Genomic DNA, 17,958 nt, shown 5'->3' with positions numbered 1-17,958 from the left:
TTTATTGGTATATTTTTCTACCCTTTTCATCGGGGATTCCCGACTTACGGTAAAAGTACGTGTTTACCTGGTCACGCCAGCTGACGGCGTTTTCCAGCTGCCAGACGAGGCGCTCCTTCATATTTAAGTAGCTCCCCTCATCCAGGGAATCCTTTAAGCTTTCCCATACTGCCTGATACTCTCTCACCCGCTCCACGCCCTCAAAATGAGTGTCGTAGATGTGCTGAATCACCGTTTTTCCCGAATGCAGTACATGGGTGTACGGCACATGGTGGAAAAAGAGCAGCAGCTCATCGGGGCAGGACGAAAGGTCCTCATATTCAGAAAATCGCGCGTCGGAATACTGCCTCGTATAGGAGGTCCCCGTCTTCACGGTCCTGTCCCTTCCGACTCCGTCTCTATCGGCATAGTGGTATGTCCCCCACCGGTCGTACTCATAGCCATCGATATCGACGCCGTAGTGGACGGCGGGTTTACACATGAAGCCAACGCCAAGAGGACAGGTATAAGCCTCGTACACGTCCCTCGATGTCGTCAGAATCGCCGCCAGCTTACCGCACTTTTCTTCGGTCAGGCAAAAGCTCTGGCGGACCCATTCTTCGGCAATCGCCTCTGCTGATAATTCATGATTCCAGACCAGCCTTCCGAAGCCGTAGAGATTGGCCTGGGCCAGCTTGCTGCCCGTCCAGTTGGCATCCATTCCCACGTTTCCGACGCCCGCAATGCCGGATCGGCCGCAGACAGGGGAGTTCTCTCTCACCGCCTCCTTCACCGTCAGGCCTATGCCGTGTTTCGTATCAAAATCCATGGTTTCCTTCCACATCGGAACAAGGTAACAGATATCCCTCTGATGTCCGGTATACTCCTGTGTAATCTGAAATTCCAGAATTTGATTTGTCTTTTTTAAAGCTCCGAACAGCGGGGACACCGGTTCTCTGATCTGGAAATCGATAGGGCCGTTCTTGATCTGAAGAATCACATTGTCCAGGAACCTGCCGTCCAGAGGTTCGAAGATATCGTAAGCGGCGCGTGCGCGGTCCGCCTCCCGGTTCCACCAGTCCTGGGAGCAGTCGTATACGAAGCAGCGCCAGATAATGACTCCTCCGTAGAGCCCTGCCGCCCTCGCCAGCATATTGGCGCCTTCGTCATGGTTCCTGCCGTAGGTGAACGGCCCTGGTTCTCCTTCCGAATCCGCCTTTACCACGAAGCCGGCAAAATCAGGAATCTCCTCATAGATTCGTTTTACCGTCTCCTCCCACCACAAAGCCACCTCCGGCTCCAGGGGATCCGCGCTCTTTAACTGTCCCACCGTGATGGGCGCCGCAAAATTAACGGATAGGTACGTCTTAATTCCGTATGCAGCCAGCACGTCGGATATCTTCCTGATTTCCGCAAGGGCTTTCCCTGTTACGAAAAATGTTTCCGGTCTGTGTACATTGACATTGTTGATCAGAACCCCATTGATCCCCACCGAGGCCAGCAGCCTTGCATACTGCCGGATAAGCTCCATATCTCCACGAAAGGTGTTGTGATCGTAAAAAAGGGACTCTCCTGCGTAACCGCGCTCGATGGAACCGTCAAAATTATCCCAATGATCGATCATGCGGATGCTCTGATCCGGTACCGATTCATACGGAAATCCGGCCTCATTTTGTGTGGTCAGAAGCCGGTGCAGCCCGTACATGCCGTATAAATATCCCACAGGAGATGCACTTTCTATCTTATAACCGGCCTCCGTCTCCCCGATCCGGTACCCTTCTGTCCCCAGGGCCGCTTCATCTCCCGGTAAAAAAGCAATCGAGGCATCCGGCGAACCGGATCGTCTGATTTCTTTAAACAGCAGCGGCATTTCCCGCTCTATAGTCTCTGTAACTGCCGTTTTCTTCCCATCATCCAGATAATAAGTAATTATGTTTTTGTTTTGCACCTGTTTTGCCAGCCAGCAGAAGTCTCTCCGTCCGTGCATGATTTCCGTCCTCCACAGCGCTTCATTTCTGATGCGCCTCTTTCTCATAAAAATGCTTTCCATTCGCCAAAAATCCTTTTTTCGTATAAAGGGGTGCATCTCCAGACAGCGGAAGCGTAACCGTCTGTCCCGTAAAGCCCGACTGGTATATGGCGGTTATCACCTCCAGCGCCAGGCGGCCATCCACGCTGCTCTCCGGCGGCAGTTCTCCGCACTCCAGGAAACGCAGCACCGTATCGATCTGGCCTATATGACCGGTATACCGGGGAGGCGGCATCTCCCGGTAACGCGTCTGAAGCTGTTCCTCAAACGCTTCGTTTTCGATAGGAAAGCCCGTTGGTGCGGACCTGCTGCTCACTGCCTTCCATGGGGACGCCAAGCCCGCCTTTTCGCACTGAAAGCTCAGCCTCTGCCCTTCCCCGTGCGTTACGAGAGAGGCCGTTACCGTCACGAGCGCACCGCTTTCATAGGTAAGAATCGCGGCGGACACATCCTCCACCTCGGCATTGTCATGTGCTGCATTCCCCAGGACAGCCGTCACCGTGCGGGGAGCTCCCATGATCCAGTTCAGCAGATCGATCTGATGTACGGCGTGGTTCAGGGTACAGCCTCCGCCTTCCATTTCCCACGTGCCCCGCCACCATAGATCGTAGTATTCCCGGCCTCTGAACCACAGGGATTCTACCTGTCCGAACAAGACCTTTCCCACGGCTCCGGAGGAGATTACGCTCTTTAAGCTCCAGTTGTCCCGCAGGTAGCGGTTCTGAGAGATAACTCCCAGATAACAGCCTGTCTCCCGCTGAACCCGCATCATCTCGTCACACTCTTCCAGAGAAGACGCCATGGGCTTTTCCACCAGAACATGTTTTCCCGCTTTCATGCAGATCACGGCGCTCTCCCCATGGGTATACGGCGGAGTACAGATGCTGACCAGACGGATATCGCTCCGCTCTGCCACCTCCTTACAGCTGCTGTAAACAGCCGTGTCTCTTAAATGGTATTTTTCTTTCAGCGCCTCCGCCTTTTGGGGAACGAGATCGCACAATGCTGCGATATGGCACCTGTCCTGAAAGGCCAGATACGCCTCGATATGGCTCTCTGAAATTACGCCTGTTCCGATCACTGCGACGCCGGTCATGGTCTTCCCTCCTTTATACTTTTTACTTTTGCGCAGAGACCGGTGCCGCCGGGCGGCGTTACTTCCCTGTGCAAAGTGTTTTTAAATGTTGTTTATTTACAAATGCATTATAACAAGTTGCACAACAAAAAAGAATGAAGGAATCAAAGGCCATTTGTAATTATTAAAGATAAAATTCTGTTTAAAAACTCCGTTGCACAATTGTTTTTTCTTCTCTATAATGAAGCCATACTACAAGCAGAATTATCTCTGCAACACGGGAGGAAAAGGAGCTTTTATGATTCCTGACTTTAACAACATGATTCCTGAACTTCATTATTACATCCACAGGAAGTGCACGCCCAACTGGAAAATCGATGCGAATGTGATCCCCTTCATCGACATTACATACGTCATAGACGGAAAGGCCGAGTACAACATCGGAGGCCACATTTATATTGTAAAAAAAGGCGATTTAATCTGCATCCCTCAGAATACCTACCGGGCGGCTGTCAACATCCCGGAAGACTTGATGGAGTGCTACTCCACCAACATCTTTCTGCGGGATCAGTTCGGCCAGGAGGCCCGCCTGCCGCTTCCCATCATCAGCCATATCGGGATCATCCCCCGGCTGATCTCGCGTTTCCACGAAATCCACGAGGAATGGCTGCAGAGGGATTTTGGATATATGCTGAAGATACGCGGAATCCTATGCCTCATCCTGTATCAGATATCCAACCTGATCCTGAATGAAAACCATTTAAGCCAGGAAGACCCCCGCATCAAAAACAGCATCCGCTATATGAGCATGCATTATCAGGACCCGCTTACCATCGATCTGATGGCCCGCCAGTTCCATCTCCATCCCGTCTACTACGGAAGTCTGTTCCGGGAGGCCATGGGGATGACCTTCAAGCAGTATCTCATCTCACTCCGTTTAAACTATGCGGAGAATATGTTAAAAAGCGGGGAATACAGCGTCAGCGAGGTGGCGCTGCAATGCGGATTTTCAGATATCTTCTACTTCAGCAAGCTGTTTAAGGAGAAGAAGGGGATTCCGCCCTCCGGCATGTTTCCGCCGGAAAGAAGAAAGAAAAAAGAAGACACGATTTTACTACCAGGAGGAAAAGAAGAATGAAAGCACTGATTATCGGAGGAAGCGGCGGCTTAAGCAGTATGCTGGCTTCCATGGCGAAAGAAACATATGAGGTCTGGGCGCTCACCAGGGGAAAACGCCCTCTCGGCACCGGAATTATCCCGCTCTCTGCGGACCGGGACGACAGGGAAGGATTTAAGAAGGCCATCCTGGGAGCGGGTATCACCTGGGATGTGGTTTTCGACTGCATATGCATGAATGAACGCCATGCAGAGCAGGACCTGGAGGTGCTGCCTTTCGTGAGCAGCCGGCTGGTGGTCATCTCGACCGACTCTGTCTACGATCCGGCGCGCAAGGCGACGCCTCAGGCGGAAGACGGATTCTTCGTGGAGGAAAAGGGTGCCCCGGAGGAATGCAGCTATGCTGGAAACAAGCGGAAGATGGAGAAAGTCTTTCTCCGCTATTTTTCCGGAGAAGGGGAGCACGGACTTAACGTTACGCTCTTTCGTCCCGGCCATATCTACGGCCCAGGTTTTCTGCTGGGCTGCTATCCGGAGCACAGCCGCCAGAAGGAGCTGCCGGATCTCATTCTGGCAGGACAGCCTCTCTCTCTCGTAACCGGCGGAATCCACATCACACAGCCGGTCTTCGTCCGCGATCTGGCACGCACTATGCTGGACTCGGTAAACCGGGAAGGCGCCTTTCAGCAGATCTTCTGCATCGGCGGCCCGGAAGCGGTGGAAAACCGCCTGTATTACGAAATCCTGGGAAGACTTCTCGGTGTGGAAATCACCATACGGGAACTGCCTCTCACCGGATACCTTGAGGCCCATCCCGAATATTCCGGCCATTTATGCCACCGGATCTACGATTTATCGAAACTAAAGGCCGCCGGCATCCAGCTGCCCGATACACCGATGGCAGAAGGCTTAAAACTCCATCTGGAATCTCTTGGATATTTATAAATCCCTATGCCGCCAAACGCTCCTACAGGCGGATGTCTGGCCCGCTGTACCAGCAGACAAAGAGGCTGTCCGGAATCCATTTTTCTTTCCGAACAGCCTCTTCACCTTTACGTATTACTCCTCCGACAAATACGCCTCAAACCGATTGATATTATCCCGCTTTCCGATCACCACGATCACGTCTTCCTTCCGGAACCGGTAGGTGGGCTGAATGTCAATAGTCGTATCGTGCTCCCGTTCCATCGCCACGATATTTAAGCCGAACTGGTTGCGTATTCCCGCCTCCATCACGCTCTTGCCCTCCAGCACCGTTGTGAGCCGGATCTCCGAGACCGCGATGTCGTCGTTCAGGCTGATGAAATCCAGCGCATGGGGTGATACGAGGCGCCTGGCCAGACGGATGGCAATATCTTTCTCCGGGTACACCACCTCGGCTCCGATCTTCTCCAGCACACAGCCGTGCTCTGCGCTGGTGGCCTTCGATATGACTCTGGGCACTCCCATGGATATGACGGTAAGTGTAGCCAGAATGCTGGTGTCAATCTTTTCTCCAATACATATGATTACCGTCTCACAGTTCTGAATTCCGGCGCTCTCGAATGATGCCTTGTCAATGCCCTCGACGACGAAGGCCTCCGAGACCATATCACGGATCTGCTTTACCTTGCTCTCCGTGTTGTCAACCACCATGACCTCTTTTCCTGCCTCGGAAAGGGCGGTCGCCAGTGCGATCCCGAATCTTCCCAGTCCTATAATTCCATACTCTATCGTATCTTTCCTGCGTTTCATTGTCTCTCTCCTCTACCCTATTGTAATAGTTTCTTCCGAATACCACGCGCCTGCCTTCGGTTTAAAACTCCAGATGGTCGCTATGGTGAGCGGCCCAAGCCTTCCGATAAACATGGTAAGCACCAGAATCAGCTTCGCGAATACGTTTAAATCCGGCGTAATTCCGGTGGACAGGCCTACGGTTCCGAACGCGCTGACCGTCTCAAACAGCAGCTTTATGAAATCGTATTCCGGCTCCACAAGGCACATCAGAAAGGTCTGCATGCAAACCACTCCCAGCGCCAGTATGGTGATGATAAATGCCTGTGAGATCACCTCCGTCGGAATCCGGCGTTTGAACGCGCTGCAGTGACTGTTGGTCGCCGCGCTGAACATGCTTTTCACCAGCACAAATGTGGTCGTAGTCTTAATACCGCCTCCGGTCGATCCCGGCGACGCTCCCAGAAACATCAGGATCGTCAGGACAAACAGGCCCGCGTTGGAAAAATTTCCGATCGGATAAGTGGAAAATCCCGCTGTTCTGGCGGAAGTGCTCTGAAACAGGGCGCCCAGCCATGTAATCTCCTCTGTCATTTTTAACAGTATGGTTCCCACGGCCAGCAGCACGGCAGAAGTAAGAATAACGACCTTCGAATGGAGACTCAGCTTCTTCCAGGAGCGCTTCACCCACACCTCCCGGATTACGAGAAATCCCAGGCCGCCGAAGATAATCAGGCCGCAGGTGGTAAGATTCAAGAGGACGTTGTCCTGATATGGAATCAGGTTTGTCAGTCCTCCCAGGATGTCAAAACCCGAGTTGTTAAACGCCGCCACGGAATGGAATACGCTGATTCCCAGCGCATCCAGAGCCGGATAATCCCTGGAAAATACCATAAAGCTTAAAAACGCGCCGATGCCCTCGAACAGCAGCGTCATAAAGAGAATGGATTCAACCAGCGCCACCACGCCCTTTACCGTAGTTAAGTTCATGGAATCACGGATCAGCACGCGGCCATGAATTCCTATCTTCTTTCCTGCCAGCAGAATAAAGCCGACACCGACGCAGGTAACTCCCAGGCCGCCGATCTGGATTAAAAGAGCTACCACCGTCCTGCCGAATACATTAAAGGTATCCGCCGTATCTACTGCGATCAGCCCTGTCACGCACACCGCGCTGGTGGACGTAAACAGGGCGTCTATGTAGTTCACGTGAACCCCCTCGTTTGCCGAAATGGGAAGCCACAGAATCAGGCTTCCTGTCAAAATAACGAAAGCAAAGCCCAGCACGACAATCCGGCCCGGGCTCAATTTACGCAAATGTTCACTCATCATGCACCTCTCTTTTTATGATATGGCTAAGTTAGCACAAACATGCCCGGGATTCAATCCTTTATCAGAATACTTAACACATCTTTAACTTTGAAAAAACTATTTTTTACTTTTTTCCAAAATACCCTTGACATTTTATTTCCATTGGGTATAATAATGTCTATATTCCTCGATAGCTCAGTCGGTAGAGCACGCGGCTGTTAACCGCGCTGTCGTAGGTTCAAGTCCTACTCGGGGAGTTTTTCTTATAAGAAAAAGATCAGATATCTGTCACGATATCTGATCTTTTTTTGTTGTTAAGTGTAGGATTACTCTTCCACTGCCTTCTCAATATCCATATTTTCCGGCAGAATCAGATTAAGTACGAGAGCCAGAACAAATACTACTGCCACACAGTTTTCCGCAAACACATCCTGGAGGATGGCCGGGAATATCTGGAATATCTCCGGAAGCAGGGTAAATCCGATTCCCACGCTCAGAGAAAGGGAGCTGATAATCGTATTTCTCTGGCTGAAACCGGCGCGGGCAAGCATCTGTACACCGCTGATGATGATAGAGCCAAACATCATGATCGTACAGCCGCCCAGAACGGCATCCGGAAGAGATGCGAAGAAGGAGCCGATCGGCGGGAACAGTCCGGCCAGAATCATGCAGATGGCCCCCGTCATGATGGTAAAACGGTTGACAACCTTTGTCATGGCAATCAGCCCCACGTTCTGGCTGAAGGAGGTTACCGGAAGACATCCGAACAGTGAGGAGATACTGCTGGCGAATCCGTCACAGGCCAGGGAGCCGGATATCTCTTTCTCCGTAATATCGCGGTCGAGGCCGGATACGACCATGGCGGTCGTGTCGCCGATCGTCTCCGTCGCCGACACCAGAAAGATTACAACGACAGACAGAATGGCGCCGGCGTGAAACTCCGGCAGAAACGGCAGGATACGCGGAAGGGATAAAATACCGCCTTCCAGCATCCCGGACAAATCCACAACACCAAGTACGATGGCGAGCACGTAGCCCACCACCAGGCCAAACAGGACGGAAAGCTGTTTCCAGAAGGACTTCGCAAATACATTAAACAGAATACAGCTGAGGAGCGTAACGGTACCGATTAATAAGTTGGTCGCAGAACCAAAGGAATCGGAATAACCGCCGCCGAAAGAGCGCGCGCCCACTGTCAGGAGTGAAAAACCGATGGAGGTCACGACACAGGCCGATACAATGGGGGAAATCAGCTTTCGCCAGTATTTGGCGAACAGGCCCAGAGTTCCCTCCACCAGGCCGCCGATGAGAATGGCCCCCAGCATGGAGGGATAGCCGTATTTGGCCCCCACAGAGCTCAAAATGGTCACAAACGTAAAGCTCACTCCCATAACGATCGGAAGCTTCGCACCGATGCGCCAGAGCGGATACAACTGAATCAGCGTAGCAACCCCTGCGATGAACATGGCATTCTGGATCAGGGCAGCCGTCTGGCTGGTCTCTAACCCCGCCGCCGCAGTCACGATGACGATTGGAGTCAGATTCGCCACGAACATTGCCAGTACATGCTGCAGACCGAAGGGGATCGCTTTTCCCAAAGGCACACGCCCGTCCAGTCTGTAAATGTTGTTAATGCTGACTTCTGCATTGCTTTTCATGATATTCTCCTTTATCATTTTCTTATTTCAATGTTTTTGCCGTCGTCTGCTGAACTGTCCGCGTTCCGCCCCCTGTCATCAAAGCAGAGAGCACCGTCTGCAGTTTCCTTCATCTACGGCACTTTTCAGTCATCGTTCACCCCCTCTTTACCATGAGAATCGGAATCTGCCGTATAGCGTGTCATACCGTCCAGCCGGGAAGTCTTTTTTTGTTCCTTAGGACGTCCTTTTTGGCGAAACAAAAAAAGACTTCCCGGCTGTCGGAGACAGGCAGCTTAAAAGCTGCTCCTGTAGCCCTGACATTTAGGAAGTCGGATAGAAACGTCCAGGCCATTATCCTGGACATATACAAGATGCATACGGTTATTTCTATTCAATTTTCACAAAAACATTGATTTGATATGTTTTATTATAAACATTTTTATCAATAAAGTCAACATATTTTTTAGGTATTCTTAAATTATTTTAGATATCATGCATAATAAAACTTTTTATTTTAATCTGCATATTTTTAAGATTTGTGAATAGAAAAATCCGATCCATCTTCTATAAGTTCAACCGTTCCGCCCGCCGGAACCGGTACGGTGAGAATCCCGCCGTCGTCGGTCAGAAGGCCGGAGGACAGCAGCCCGCCTGTACACTCCCGCACCGTCATTTTATACACCGTTTTGCCGCTTCCCAGGCGGAGGAGCAGTCCCTCTCTCCCGGTTCCATTGACAAACACCATCTCTCTTGCCGGCTGATGCACGGAAACCAGCTCCCGGCTGTGGTAAGTGCAGGCCAGCTGCTCCCCCGCACGGCCCATGATGACGTTATAACGGCACTGCGGGTTCATAGGTTCAAAGCTCCCCTCCAGAAACGCCTTCTTATACTGTTTCCACAGGCCGCAGTAGTAAGCCAGCATCTCCTTATGCTCCCGCGGAAGCTCCTCCAGCCTCATGGAAAGCTGCGGCACGCTGAACAGAATCTGTATCATCTGCAGGGCCGCCCCCGCCGCAGTATCCTCCCGATCCCACATGAGCATATCGGAGTGCACCGCGCTCTTCCCTGCGATCAGCCGGAGGTCCGTCACGCGCACATGGTTCTCTGCGTCGTCGAAGGGGCAGTCCACGGCGCGGAAAATATTGCCGAAGCTGCGCATCCGCGGCCCGTTATACGTCTGCCGGAATTCCAGCATAATATCTGCCTTATGGCTTTTTAACCGCGCCATGCAGTCTTTCATCAGCCGGTCGGCCGCCTCGGTAAAGGAAGTACAGTCCCGCCTATCGTCCTCCTCCCTTCCGCCAAATGGCGTAACCACGAATTCATCCACAAAGTCCAGCTTGAAGCCGTCTAAATCCCAGTCCAGAAGCGCTTTTTCATAAATACCGATCAAAAACTCCCTGACCTCTGGATACCGCGGGTCCAGCACATGCCACTCCCGCTCCGCATCCGGGTCGATGAGCATGTCCTTAAACCGCTCGAAATTTTCCGATCGCTCACCGATAAAGGGAACCGAATACCATGGGATGACGCCCATACCGATATCGTGCATCCGTTTTACAAATCCAGCCATATCAGGAAATTTGGAGGGAGCCGGTTTCCAGTCTCCGCAGTATGCATAACCGCGTCCGGTATCCTCCGTCTGCCATCCGTCATCCAGAAGAAGGCTGCCGCATCCGAGTTCCTTCGCCAGCTCCGCCTGGGCGAACAGCGTCTTTTCATCCACGTTCTGGTGGTAACTGTACCAGGTGGAATACATGATCTCCCTGGCCGCTTCCGGCACCACGGCCGGTTCATTGCCAGGAATGGTCTCCCACCATTTAGCCGTGTCCGCAAGCGCTTCATAATAAGGCAGGGGACGGGTATCCACGCGCACCGTTACCGAATACTCCAGCCCACGGTATGCCTCCCGGTCAAACAGGGCTATCTCCACATCGTACTGTGCGGTTTCCTCCACGGGGATGCTTTTCAGTCCGATGGTATGAAGCGTGTCGGACAGGGCGATAACGGCGCAGTTTCTATTATCCTGCGCGATCAGGCACTCCACCGGCGCCCCTGTGAATCCGCTGGTTTCATACAGATTCTCGAACCAGTCCGAATTGAGGGCCTTGATCAAGTGGAGCTTGGGCGTCCAGCGGTAATGAATGCCTCTGGCCGGGACCGCGATATGAATCCGCACCGGCGGAAATACCGTCTCCCGCTCTGCGCGGAAGGACCAGGACAGAAAGCGGACGCCGCCTTCCTCCCACGATTTCCTTACCACCGCGAACGCCTCCGGTACGCCTTCCTCCCGGATTTCTATTGTTCGTTTCATCATGCTGCACAATGGCTTTTCCTCCTGTCATGTCAGTTTTTTTCTGCCTTCGGCCGCTCTAACTTTTAACAGCACCTGCAATCATCCCGTCAACGATATATTTCTGTGCAATACAGTAGATCAAAAGAATCGGGAGGATCGACAAAACGATAAACGCGCACACGTAGTTCCATTTATACGTCATATAGCCGACAAAGCTGTAAATGCTGAGAGGCAGCGTATTCTTGGCCGTATCCGTCACAAAATACAGGGAGATCTGAAAATCGTTCCATACCCCCATAAAGGTGATAATGATATTTGTGAAGACGGCCGGCTTTAACAGCGGAAAAATCACCCGGTAAAACATGTTTAAGAGTCCGCAGCCCTCCAGCATGGCCGATTCATCCAGGGACCTGGGAATCCCCTTGATGACGCCCGAATAGATCATGATGCTGAGCGGCAGCCTGGAAGCCACATGGATCAGAATAATTGCGGCGTAGGTTCCGCTGAGTCCTAAAAACTTAACGATCATCACCTCTGGTATAAGAGAAAGGGGCGCAATCATGCCGATCAGGAAGTAATTGCTCAAAATCCGGCTCAGCCTGTCGGAGCGCCGTGTCAGGACAAAGGCCGTGATCGAGGCCACAAACACCGTCAGTGTCACCGCCGAGCCGGTGATAATCAGACTGTTCTTAAACGCCCGCAGCAGCTGTCCCTTCTCGATTACGTAGGCAAAATTCTCCCACAGAAATTTTTCCGGAAGAGAAAATGTCACCACCGCGGCCTCAGACACGGATTTGAAGGAGGTCAGAAGGACCAGCAGAAACGGAAACAGCACGAGAAACGCCATAAACGCACAGATCACATAGACGATCCCGCGGGAAACTCTCTTTTTTGTCTTTGCATTCATCAGATATCCGGCTCCCTTCTTCTCAGTATGCCTAACAGCGGTGAAATAACGATCACGATCAGCAGGAACTGAATCAGGTTGATCGCGGAGGCGTATCCCATGGTTCCGATCCTCATGGCGTCATACGACAGCTTGCTGATCACCTGGGTCGCCCCGTTTGGCCCGCCGTTTGTCATGGACATGACGATATCAAATATATTGAAGCCGCCGATGACGCATAAGGTAATGGTGGTATTAATGGACGGCGTGACCAGAGGAAGCGTGATATGGCGCGTTGTCTGCCATGCGCTGGCCCCGTCCAGCCTGGCCGCCTCGTAGACATCCGTCGAGATCGACTGAAGGCCCGCCAGAATAATGGCCGTATTGAATCCAATCCACATCCAGGATTCGACGGCGCACACGGTAAACAGGACGATCTTTGGATCTCCCAGCCAGTTGAGCGCCAGCCCGCCAAGACCGATGCCGCGCAGAAACTCGTTGAGTACGCCCGTGTCCGGCTGGAGAATAAAGGTGAAGACGTAGCCGATCACCAGTGCACCGATGGTACACGGCAGGAATATGATGGCCCGGAAGAAATCCCGGCCCTTAAACGCCCGGTTTAAAAGGAGGGCGAACACCAGGCCCAGCCCCACTTTAATGACAGTGGTAATCACGGCAAACGAAAAGGTATGGCCGAGCGCTGGCAGAAAGCTCTGCGACGCGAATAAGTCCTTAAAATTCTCGATGCCGATAAACTCCGGACTTTCAAAGTTGTAAATGCTCCAGTTTGTAAAGGAAAACACAAAGCCGCCCGCAATCGAGCAGACATAAAACAGAGTGAATATGATGAGCGCCGGCACGACAAACACCAGCGGATAATACTTTTTCTCCAGCTTGCTCACAAGACTGCCTCCTTTTAAAAAGGACTGTCATACAACCGCTCCCGAAAAAGCTCTGTAAGACAGTCCATTCGATCCAATCACATGTTTAAATCCTTACTTAAATCCGTCGAATCCCAGCTGCTTCCCTACCACGATCACCGCGTCGCTCCATATTTTAGCGCAGTCCTCCGGGCTCTTCTGGCCGAGAAGGACGGAAAGGAATGAGCTGTTGGCATCGTCGGATGGGGTAATTACATACGTCTGGTTATAATGAATTTCTGTCAGCCCCTGATCGATATAGCTCTGGGTATCCTGAAGCGTCACGCTTAGATTTTCCGCGTCAACAGACTTCCAGACCGATGTACACGCCCTCGTATCCATGTTCAGCTTTAAATTCTCATCAGATGCCATGTAATTTAAGAAATCCTTTGCCGCATCTACATTGGCAGACTGATTCGAGATATAATATCCGCCAGGGCCTGCGATCGCAAGACGGCTGTCGCCATCCTTCGTCGGCGCCGCGAACATGCCGATCTTTCCTTTTCCGGATGGCTCTGTCTTGGCATACTCCGGGTCTGCCCAGTCGCCCATGTACATCATGGCGGCGGTTCCGGAAGCGATTGACTTCTGTCCCATCTCGTACGTTGCGGTAGCCATGTCGCTGTTCACATATCCGTTGTCCACCCAGCCCTTCATTCTGACGTATAAGTCATTGAATTCCGGAAGGGAATCCCAGCGGATCTCGTTCTTATTCAGCTTCTCCAGCGCGTCCGGATTAGCCGCCAGAATATTGGGCCACTCGCCGTTGATGATCTGGTTTACGGTCCAGGCATCCGCCATGGACACGTAGACCGGTGTGATGCCTGCCGCCTTTAACGTGTCGCATACCGCGTTAAATTCCTCGAAGGTCTTCGGCACTTCCAGGCCGTTTTTCTCGAATACCTCTTTGTTATAGACGATTCCGAAGGAATTGACTCCTCCGTTGGGGAAACAGTAGATTTTACCGTCGCTGTGGGTGACAAATTCCTTCCCCGTATCGGTTAAATTGGCGACCCATGGCTCTGACGACAAATCCACCAGATTCTTTGCATGCTGGTAGGAAGCCGCCTGCGTACCGGTATCTCCAATGAAAATATCCCACATGCCGTTGGTGGACATCTTCGTCTGAAGCAGGGAGTCGAACTGGTCATCATCGATGGCCTGCACATCCACGGTATTGCCCGTAGCCTCTTCCCAGCCTTTCTTAAAGGTCTCAATATTGGATATCTCCACATGCGAGGCCTTTAAGCCTACGGTGATGGTTACGCCTTTTGCCTTCTTCTCTCCCTGAGTCTCCTTCTGGCTTTCCGCCGCAGTCTGTCCTCCTGCCGTTTCTGTCGTCCCGGCCTTCTGGCCGCAGCCTGCCAGCAATCCGGCCGCAAGAGCCGCGCATAACAGAACACCTGTCAATTGTCTTTTCTTCATAGCTACCTCCTTCAATTTGTTTCATCTGTTGTGCAATCAGTATAATTGATTCTCAGAAAAAAGCGAATGGAAAAATTTCTCTTATCCGTTTGTATTTTTTTGACCTCTCTTTTTTCCATTGTCATTCTACCGATTTTTCGCTATGATATAGGTAATCACGCAGAAGGAAATGGAGACTGACATGGATTCAAAAAAGAGGCATTTCAAACTAAAATTCAAATTCCGGCTGTTTCTTTCCGTGGCCGGAATTTTCCTGTTCATCGCACTTTTCGTATCCCTTTTATTTTCCATGACTTCACTTAAAAATGCAAAGGATAATGATTACCGCGGCTCCGCCATGGTTCTGGAGCGCATCTCCTCTCAGATCGCGTCGCTGTATGAGCAGATGGATGTGGCCGCCACCTCTATCACAAAGAATTCCACGCTGCGGGGCACGGTGCTGAATTTGAATATCCGTGATTCCCAGCTCACCCAGCAGCAGATGATGGAGGAGCTGGAAAAGACCAGGACAATCCAGAAGACGCTGATTAACATGATGTTTTCGCCCATCATCTCCAATGTGCTTCTCTACAACCGGAATCTGGACTATTTCTATTATACGGGCCTCTATCTTCACGATGAAGGCCTGTTAAAACGCGCCCTGTCGTCGGACCGCTCCTTTGAGCAGCTCATGGAGGCGCGGTACGACCAGCTCTACTTAGGCCCCCACCTCTCCCCCTGGTCCGGCGACGACAAGGTCGTGCTGTCCGCCATACGGAATTTTTCCGATATCACCACGACTCAGGACACACTCGTCGAGATCCAGGTGCCCTATGCCCACCTGGATTCCATCTGCCGCCAGGAAAGCTTCGGAGACGAGAAGGAGATCGTAATCCTCGATTCCGGCTGCCGCCAGATCTATCCCTATGAGGAGACCGTCACCGTCCTTCCCCCTGAAACCATCGATCATATTGTTGCGCAGTTTAGGAACGGCGTTCCGGATTTCTACAGCGATGAATACGCCTATTACGGAAACTCCATCTTAAATAACCGTTTTCACGTACTCTTAGTCTCCAACCAGAGCACGCTGGCACAGTATCGGAAGCAGAATGCGACCAATACCATCCTGGCCGTTATCCTCATTCTGACCACCACCTGCGCTATCATATTCGTCATTATCTCCATCGTTTCGAAGCCGCTGAACCAGATGATCCGCTACATCAACGCGCTGAGCCTCGACCAGGATGCGCCCTTAAACCTGTCCTCGGACTTCCTCGATGAGTTTGAGCTCATCAACAGCTCCTTCAATCAGATGCTGGTAAAGCTGAAGGACTCCATCAAGGAGGTATACGAGGCCCAGATCCGGGAGAGCAACGCCAACTTAGCGGCCCTCCAGGCCCAGATTAACCCTCATTTTCTCTACAACGCCTTAAACTCCATCAGCGCGGCCAGTGAGATTTATGGAAGCGAAGTTACCTCCAGGATGTGCCAGCAGTTCTCTTCCATGATGCGCTACATCACCTCCTCCAGCCCGGAGGCCAAGCTCACCGAAGAGATACGCCACACCCGGAATTACCTGGACTTCATGAAAATCTCCTATGACGGCAGCTTCGATTACACCATTGACGCCCCGCTCGAAACGGCCAATCTCTTTCTGCCCAGGCTGACCATCGAGCCGTTAGTGGAAAACTGTTTCAAGCATGGCTTCCGGGAGTGTCTGCCCCCGTGGCACATCACCATCAGCTGCGCCATCGAAGGCGCCTCCTGGTTCATACGGATCGCCGACAATGGAAGTGGATTTTCACCGGAGGCGCTCTCTGACTTCCAGGAATTCAAGGACGCCTACGGCTCCAGAAAAACGGCAGACTTATACCGTGATCTGGAGATTGACGGCCTGGGATTAAAAAATATCTACGGCAGGCTGTTCCTGTATTTTAACGGAAATGTGGATATGTACATAGAAAACGGCGGCTCCCGCGCCCTGTGCGTGAGCCGACCCGACAATCAGAACAGCCCCGGTGGCTGTCTCATCACAATAAGAGGAGAAATAACACATGATTAAGATCGTCGTCGCCGAAGACCAGCCACTGATTCTGAAGGATTTGTGCTTGAAAATTGAAAAATGCGATCCGGATATGGAGATAGCCGGGACCGCCACCGACGGCAGAGCGGCCTATGAAAAAGCGGCGGAGCTCCAGCCGGATATTCTCTTTACCGATATCAAGATGCCGTTTTTGAGCGGACTGGAGGTGATCTCACGGCTGAAGGCCGAAAACAGGCAGATCCACACCGTCATCATAAGCGGATACCGGGACTTTGAATTTGCCCGGGAGGCCATGAAGCTGGGTGTGGATGAGTATCTCTTAAAGCCGCTTTCGGCAGACGACATCGCCTACGTTCTCTCAGAGCTGAAAGAGAAAATCTCCATGAAAAAGAAAGATTACAACCGCCATCTCCTCGAATCCCTGATTCAGTCCCCCGGCAGCCGGACCGGGCATATTAACACGACGTTTCCCTATGACTGCTATCAGCTTCTTCTGATGACGGCGGGCTCCTATCCCACGTTCCTTCTGGATTACGCCCTGCCCCATGAGGACGTGGGGGCCTTTCACCTCCTGGAAAACGCATGCCGCTCCCGGAAGCAGGAGGGCGAGATGACTTACTTATTCTCCGGCAGGCACGAGAACGAACGCATCTGTCTCGTCTGCTGCAGCAATCCCGAATCCACGACGGCGAGGCAGATCGCAGAGGAGGTTCTCTCCGCTTCCTCAGGGTCGGGCCTCCCCATAACCGTCTGTATCAGCCGCCGCATCCGCCATGTGGACAACATCGGCATGGAGGTTCAGATCATGCGGACTTATACGGAGCGGAACCTGCTCTTCGGGCGCTCCTCCCTTCTGGAAGCCAAACCATTTGAAATAAATATGCCTGACTTATCGTCCTATCTGACCGCCGCACAGCTTCAAAAATTCCTGTTCTGTGTCAGAAACCAGGATGAAGCCAGATTCCAGGAGACCATGGCCGCGCTTTTGGACACCCTCGAAAGTCAGAACGCGGCCCAGATCACCGTCGATTACTGCTTAAAAAAGCTGTTTAAAGACTGTTTTCCGGAGCAGACCTCGGTGGACTTTGATTTGGAGATCGACGAATACATCACCTACTCCAAAAGCTACGGGGATCTCTTCTCCTACCTGAAGTTTTTCGTGGAGCAGCTCATGCAGAACGCCTCCCTCTGCAACACCTCCGGCCAGTCCGACTCCGCCAGAATGGCCGCGGATATTCAGGAATACATCGAGAAGAACTACGCCGCCAACATCAATATCAATGACATCGCCACTGCTTTTTCCCTGACGCCGGCCTATTTCAGCCGCATGTTCAAGAAATATACGGGAACCAGGCCCATCGAATATCTGACCTCCGTTCGGATCCGCCACGCCTGCGAATACTTTGCCAACTCCGACTTTTCCGTGCGCCAGGTCGCAGAGTTCTGCGGTTACTCCGATCAGTATTATTTCAGCAAGGCGTTTAAATCCATTACAGGGAAGTCTCCTTCCGAGTACAGGATTCTTTCCCAGCCGTAGCGCAGGGT

General features: G+C 52.0%; 13 protein-coding genes, 1 tRNA gene and 1 riboswitch. Of the genes, 5 read left to right on the top strand and 9 right to left on the bottom strand.

Annotated elements, in window-relative coordinates; translation table 11 throughout:
* Position 1: 1 nt before the first annotated feature.
* Together H8S75_RS03720 and H8S75_RS03715 are read right to left on the bottom strand one after the other, a co-directional pair.
* Entirely contained in the window at positions 2-2,014 is a 2,013-nt protein-coding gene (locus tag H8S75_RS03720) for an alpha-glucuronidase (RefSeq protein WP_187019391.1), read from the bottom strand.
* The gene (locus H8S75_RS03715) at positions 1,989-3,104 is read right to left on the bottom strand and encodes a Gfo/Idh/MocA family protein (RefSeq protein ID WP_187019389.1); all 1,116 of its coding nucleotides are present in this window, start codon (positions 3,102-3,104) and stop codon (positions 1,989-1,991) included. The genes H8S75_RS03720 and H8S75_RS03715 overlap by 26 nt, the downstream gene beginning before the upstream one ends.
* A 277-nt stretch (positions 3,105-3,381) precedes the next feature.
* On the opposite strand from H8S75_RS03715, the gene H8S75_RS03710 reads away from it, so the two are divergent.
* Entirely contained in the window at positions 3,382-4,221 is an 840-nt protein-coding gene (locus H8S75_RS03710) for a helix-turn-helix transcriptional regulator (protein WP_117620503.1), read from the top strand.
* A complete protein-coding gene (locus H8S75_RS03705; RefSeq protein WP_187019388.1) occupies positions 4,218-5,144 on the top strand; it encodes an NAD-dependent epimerase/dehydratase family protein in 927 nt (308 codons plus the stop codon). The genes H8S75_RS03710 and H8S75_RS03705 overlap by 4 nt, the downstream gene beginning before the upstream one ends.
* A gap of 114 nt (positions 5,145-5,258) precedes the next feature.
* On the opposite strand, the gene H8S75_RS03700 is transcribed toward H8S75_RS03705, so the two are convergent.
* On the bottom strand, positions 5,259-5,933 hold the full coding sequence (locus H8S75_RS03700; RefSeq protein ID WP_187019386.1) for a potassium channel family protein: 675 nt from the start codon (positions 5,931-5,933) through the stop codon (positions 5,259-5,261).
* Between the two features lie 12 nt (positions 5,934-5,945).
* The gene (locus tag H8S75_RS03695) at positions 5,946-7,241 is read right to left on the bottom strand and encodes a TrkH family potassium uptake protein (protein WP_187019641.1); all 1,296 of its coding nucleotides are present in this window, start codon (positions 7,239-7,241) and stop codon (positions 5,946-5,948) included.
* A gap of 166 nt (positions 7,242-7,407) precedes the next feature.
* Between H8S75_RS03695 and H8S75_RS03690 the strand changes: the two genes are divergently transcribed.
* Positions 7,408-7,480: transfer RNA gene (locus H8S75_RS03690), tRNA-Asn, on the top strand.
* Between the two features lie 69 nt (positions 7,481-7,549).
* Here the strand turns inward: H8S75_RS03690 and H8S75_RS03685 are convergent.
* The 5 genes from H8S75_RS03685 to H8S75_RS03665 form a co-directional block, all read right to left on the bottom strand.
* Positions 7,550-8,881 (bottom strand): uracil-xanthine permease family protein, encoded by a 1,332-nt coding sequence (locus tag H8S75_RS03685; protein WP_187019384.1) that lies wholly within the window; start codon positions 8,879-8,881, stop codon positions 7,550-7,552.
* A 271-nt stretch (positions 8,882-9,152) separates the two neighbouring features.
* A riboswitch (purine riboswitch) is annotated at positions 9,153-9,253 on the bottom strand.
* A gap of 139 nt (positions 9,254-9,392) precedes the next feature.
* Positions 9,393-11,180 carry a glycoside hydrolase family 36 protein gene (locus H8S75_RS03680; protein WP_243270158.1) on the bottom strand — a complete coding sequence of 596 codons (1,788 nt, stop codon included), beginning with the start codon at positions 11,178-11,180 and terminating at the stop codon, positions 9,393-9,395.
* Positions 11,181-11,235: 55 nt separating this feature from the next.
* Positions 11,236-12,066: a carbohydrate ABC transporter permease gene (locus H8S75_RS03675; protein WP_187019381.1), complete on the bottom strand. Its 831-nt coding sequence runs from the start codon at positions 12,064-12,066 to the stop codon at positions 11,236-11,238.
* A complete protein-coding gene (locus H8S75_RS03670) occupies positions 12,066-12,947 on the bottom strand; it encodes a carbohydrate ABC transporter permease (protein WP_055653047.1) in 882 nt (293 codons plus the stop codon). The genes H8S75_RS03675 and H8S75_RS03670 overlap by 1 nt, the downstream gene beginning before the upstream one ends.
* A gap of 93 nt (positions 12,948-13,040) precedes the next feature.
* Complete coding sequence (locus H8S75_RS03665; protein ID WP_187019380.1) at positions 13,041-14,390, bottom strand: ABC transporter substrate-binding protein; 1,350 nt, start codon at positions 14,388-14,390, stop codon at positions 13,041-13,043.
* 181 nt (positions 14,391-14,571) lie between these two features.
* On the opposite strand from H8S75_RS03665, the gene H8S75_RS03660 reads away from it, so the two are divergent.
* Both H8S75_RS03660 and H8S75_RS03655 read left to right on the top strand, forming a co-directional pair.
* Complete coding sequence (locus H8S75_RS03660; RefSeq protein ID WP_187019378.1) at positions 14,572-16,431, top strand: histidine kinase; 1,860 nt, start codon at positions 14,572-14,574, stop codon at positions 16,429-16,431.
* Entirely contained in the window at positions 16,424-17,950 is a 1,527-nt protein-coding gene (locus H8S75_RS03655) for a response regulator transcription factor (protein WP_187019376.1), read from the top strand. The genes H8S75_RS03660 and H8S75_RS03655 overlap by 8 nt, the downstream gene beginning before the upstream one ends.
* Positions 17,951-17,958 lie beyond the last annotated feature (8 nt).

Origin of the sequence: Hungatella hominis, from assembly GCF_014288005.1 — a bacterium.
Lineage (GTDB): Bacteria > Bacillota > Clostridia > Lachnospirales > Lachnospiraceae > Hungatella > Hungatella effluvii.
The sequence above is the reverse complement of the archived record's forward strand: the minus strand, read 5'-3'. Positions and strand labels throughout refer to the sequence as shown.

Bases quoted from the DNA above. Each gene is read 5' to 3' on its own strand.
- H8S75_RS03720 (WP_187019391.1), bottom strand. From the start codon at position 2,014: ATGAGAAAGAGGCGCATCAGAAATGAAGCGCTGTGGAGGACGGAAATC.
- H8S75_RS03715 (WP_187019389.1), bottom strand. From the start codon at position 3,104: ATGACCGGCGTCGCAGTGATCGGAACAGGCGTAATTTCAGAGAGCCAT.
- H8S75_RS03710 (WP_117620503.1), top strand. From the start codon at position 3,382: ATGATTCCTGACTTTAACAACATGATTCCTGAACTTCATTATTACATC.
- H8S75_RS03705 (WP_187019388.1), top strand. From the start codon at position 4,218: ATGAAAGCACTGATTATCGGAGGAAGCGGCGGCTTAAGCAGTATGCTG.
- H8S75_RS03700 (WP_187019386.1), bottom strand. From the start codon at position 5,933: ATGAAACGCAGGAAAGATACGATAGAGTATGGAATTATAGGACTGGGA.
- H8S75_RS03695 (WP_187019641.1), bottom strand. From the start codon at position 7,241: ATGAGTGAACATTTGCGTAAATTGAGCCCGGGCCGGATTGTCGTGCTG.
- H8S75_RS03685 (WP_187019384.1), bottom strand. From the start codon at position 8,881: ATGAAAAGCAATGCAGAAGTCAGCATTAACAACATTTACAGACTGGAC.
- H8S75_RS03680 (WP_243270158.1), bottom strand. From the start codon at position 11,180: ATGATGAAACGAACAATAGAAATCCGGGAGGAAGGCGTACCGGAGGCG.
- H8S75_RS03675 (WP_187019381.1), bottom strand. From the start codon at position 12,066: ATGAATGCAAAGACAAAAAAGAGAGTTTCCCGCGGGATCGTCTATGTG.
- H8S75_RS03665 (WP_187019380.1), bottom strand. From the start codon at position 14,390: ATGAAGAAAAGACAATTGACAGGTGTTCTGTTATGCGCGGCTCTTGCG.
- H8S75_RS03660 (WP_187019378.1), top strand. From the start codon at position 14,572: ATGGATTCAAAAAAGAGGCATTTCAAACTAAAATTCAAATTCCGGCTG.
- H8S75_RS03655 (WP_187019376.1), top strand. From the start codon at position 16,424: ATGATTAAGATCGTCGTCGCCGAAGACCAGCCACTGATTCTGAAGGAT.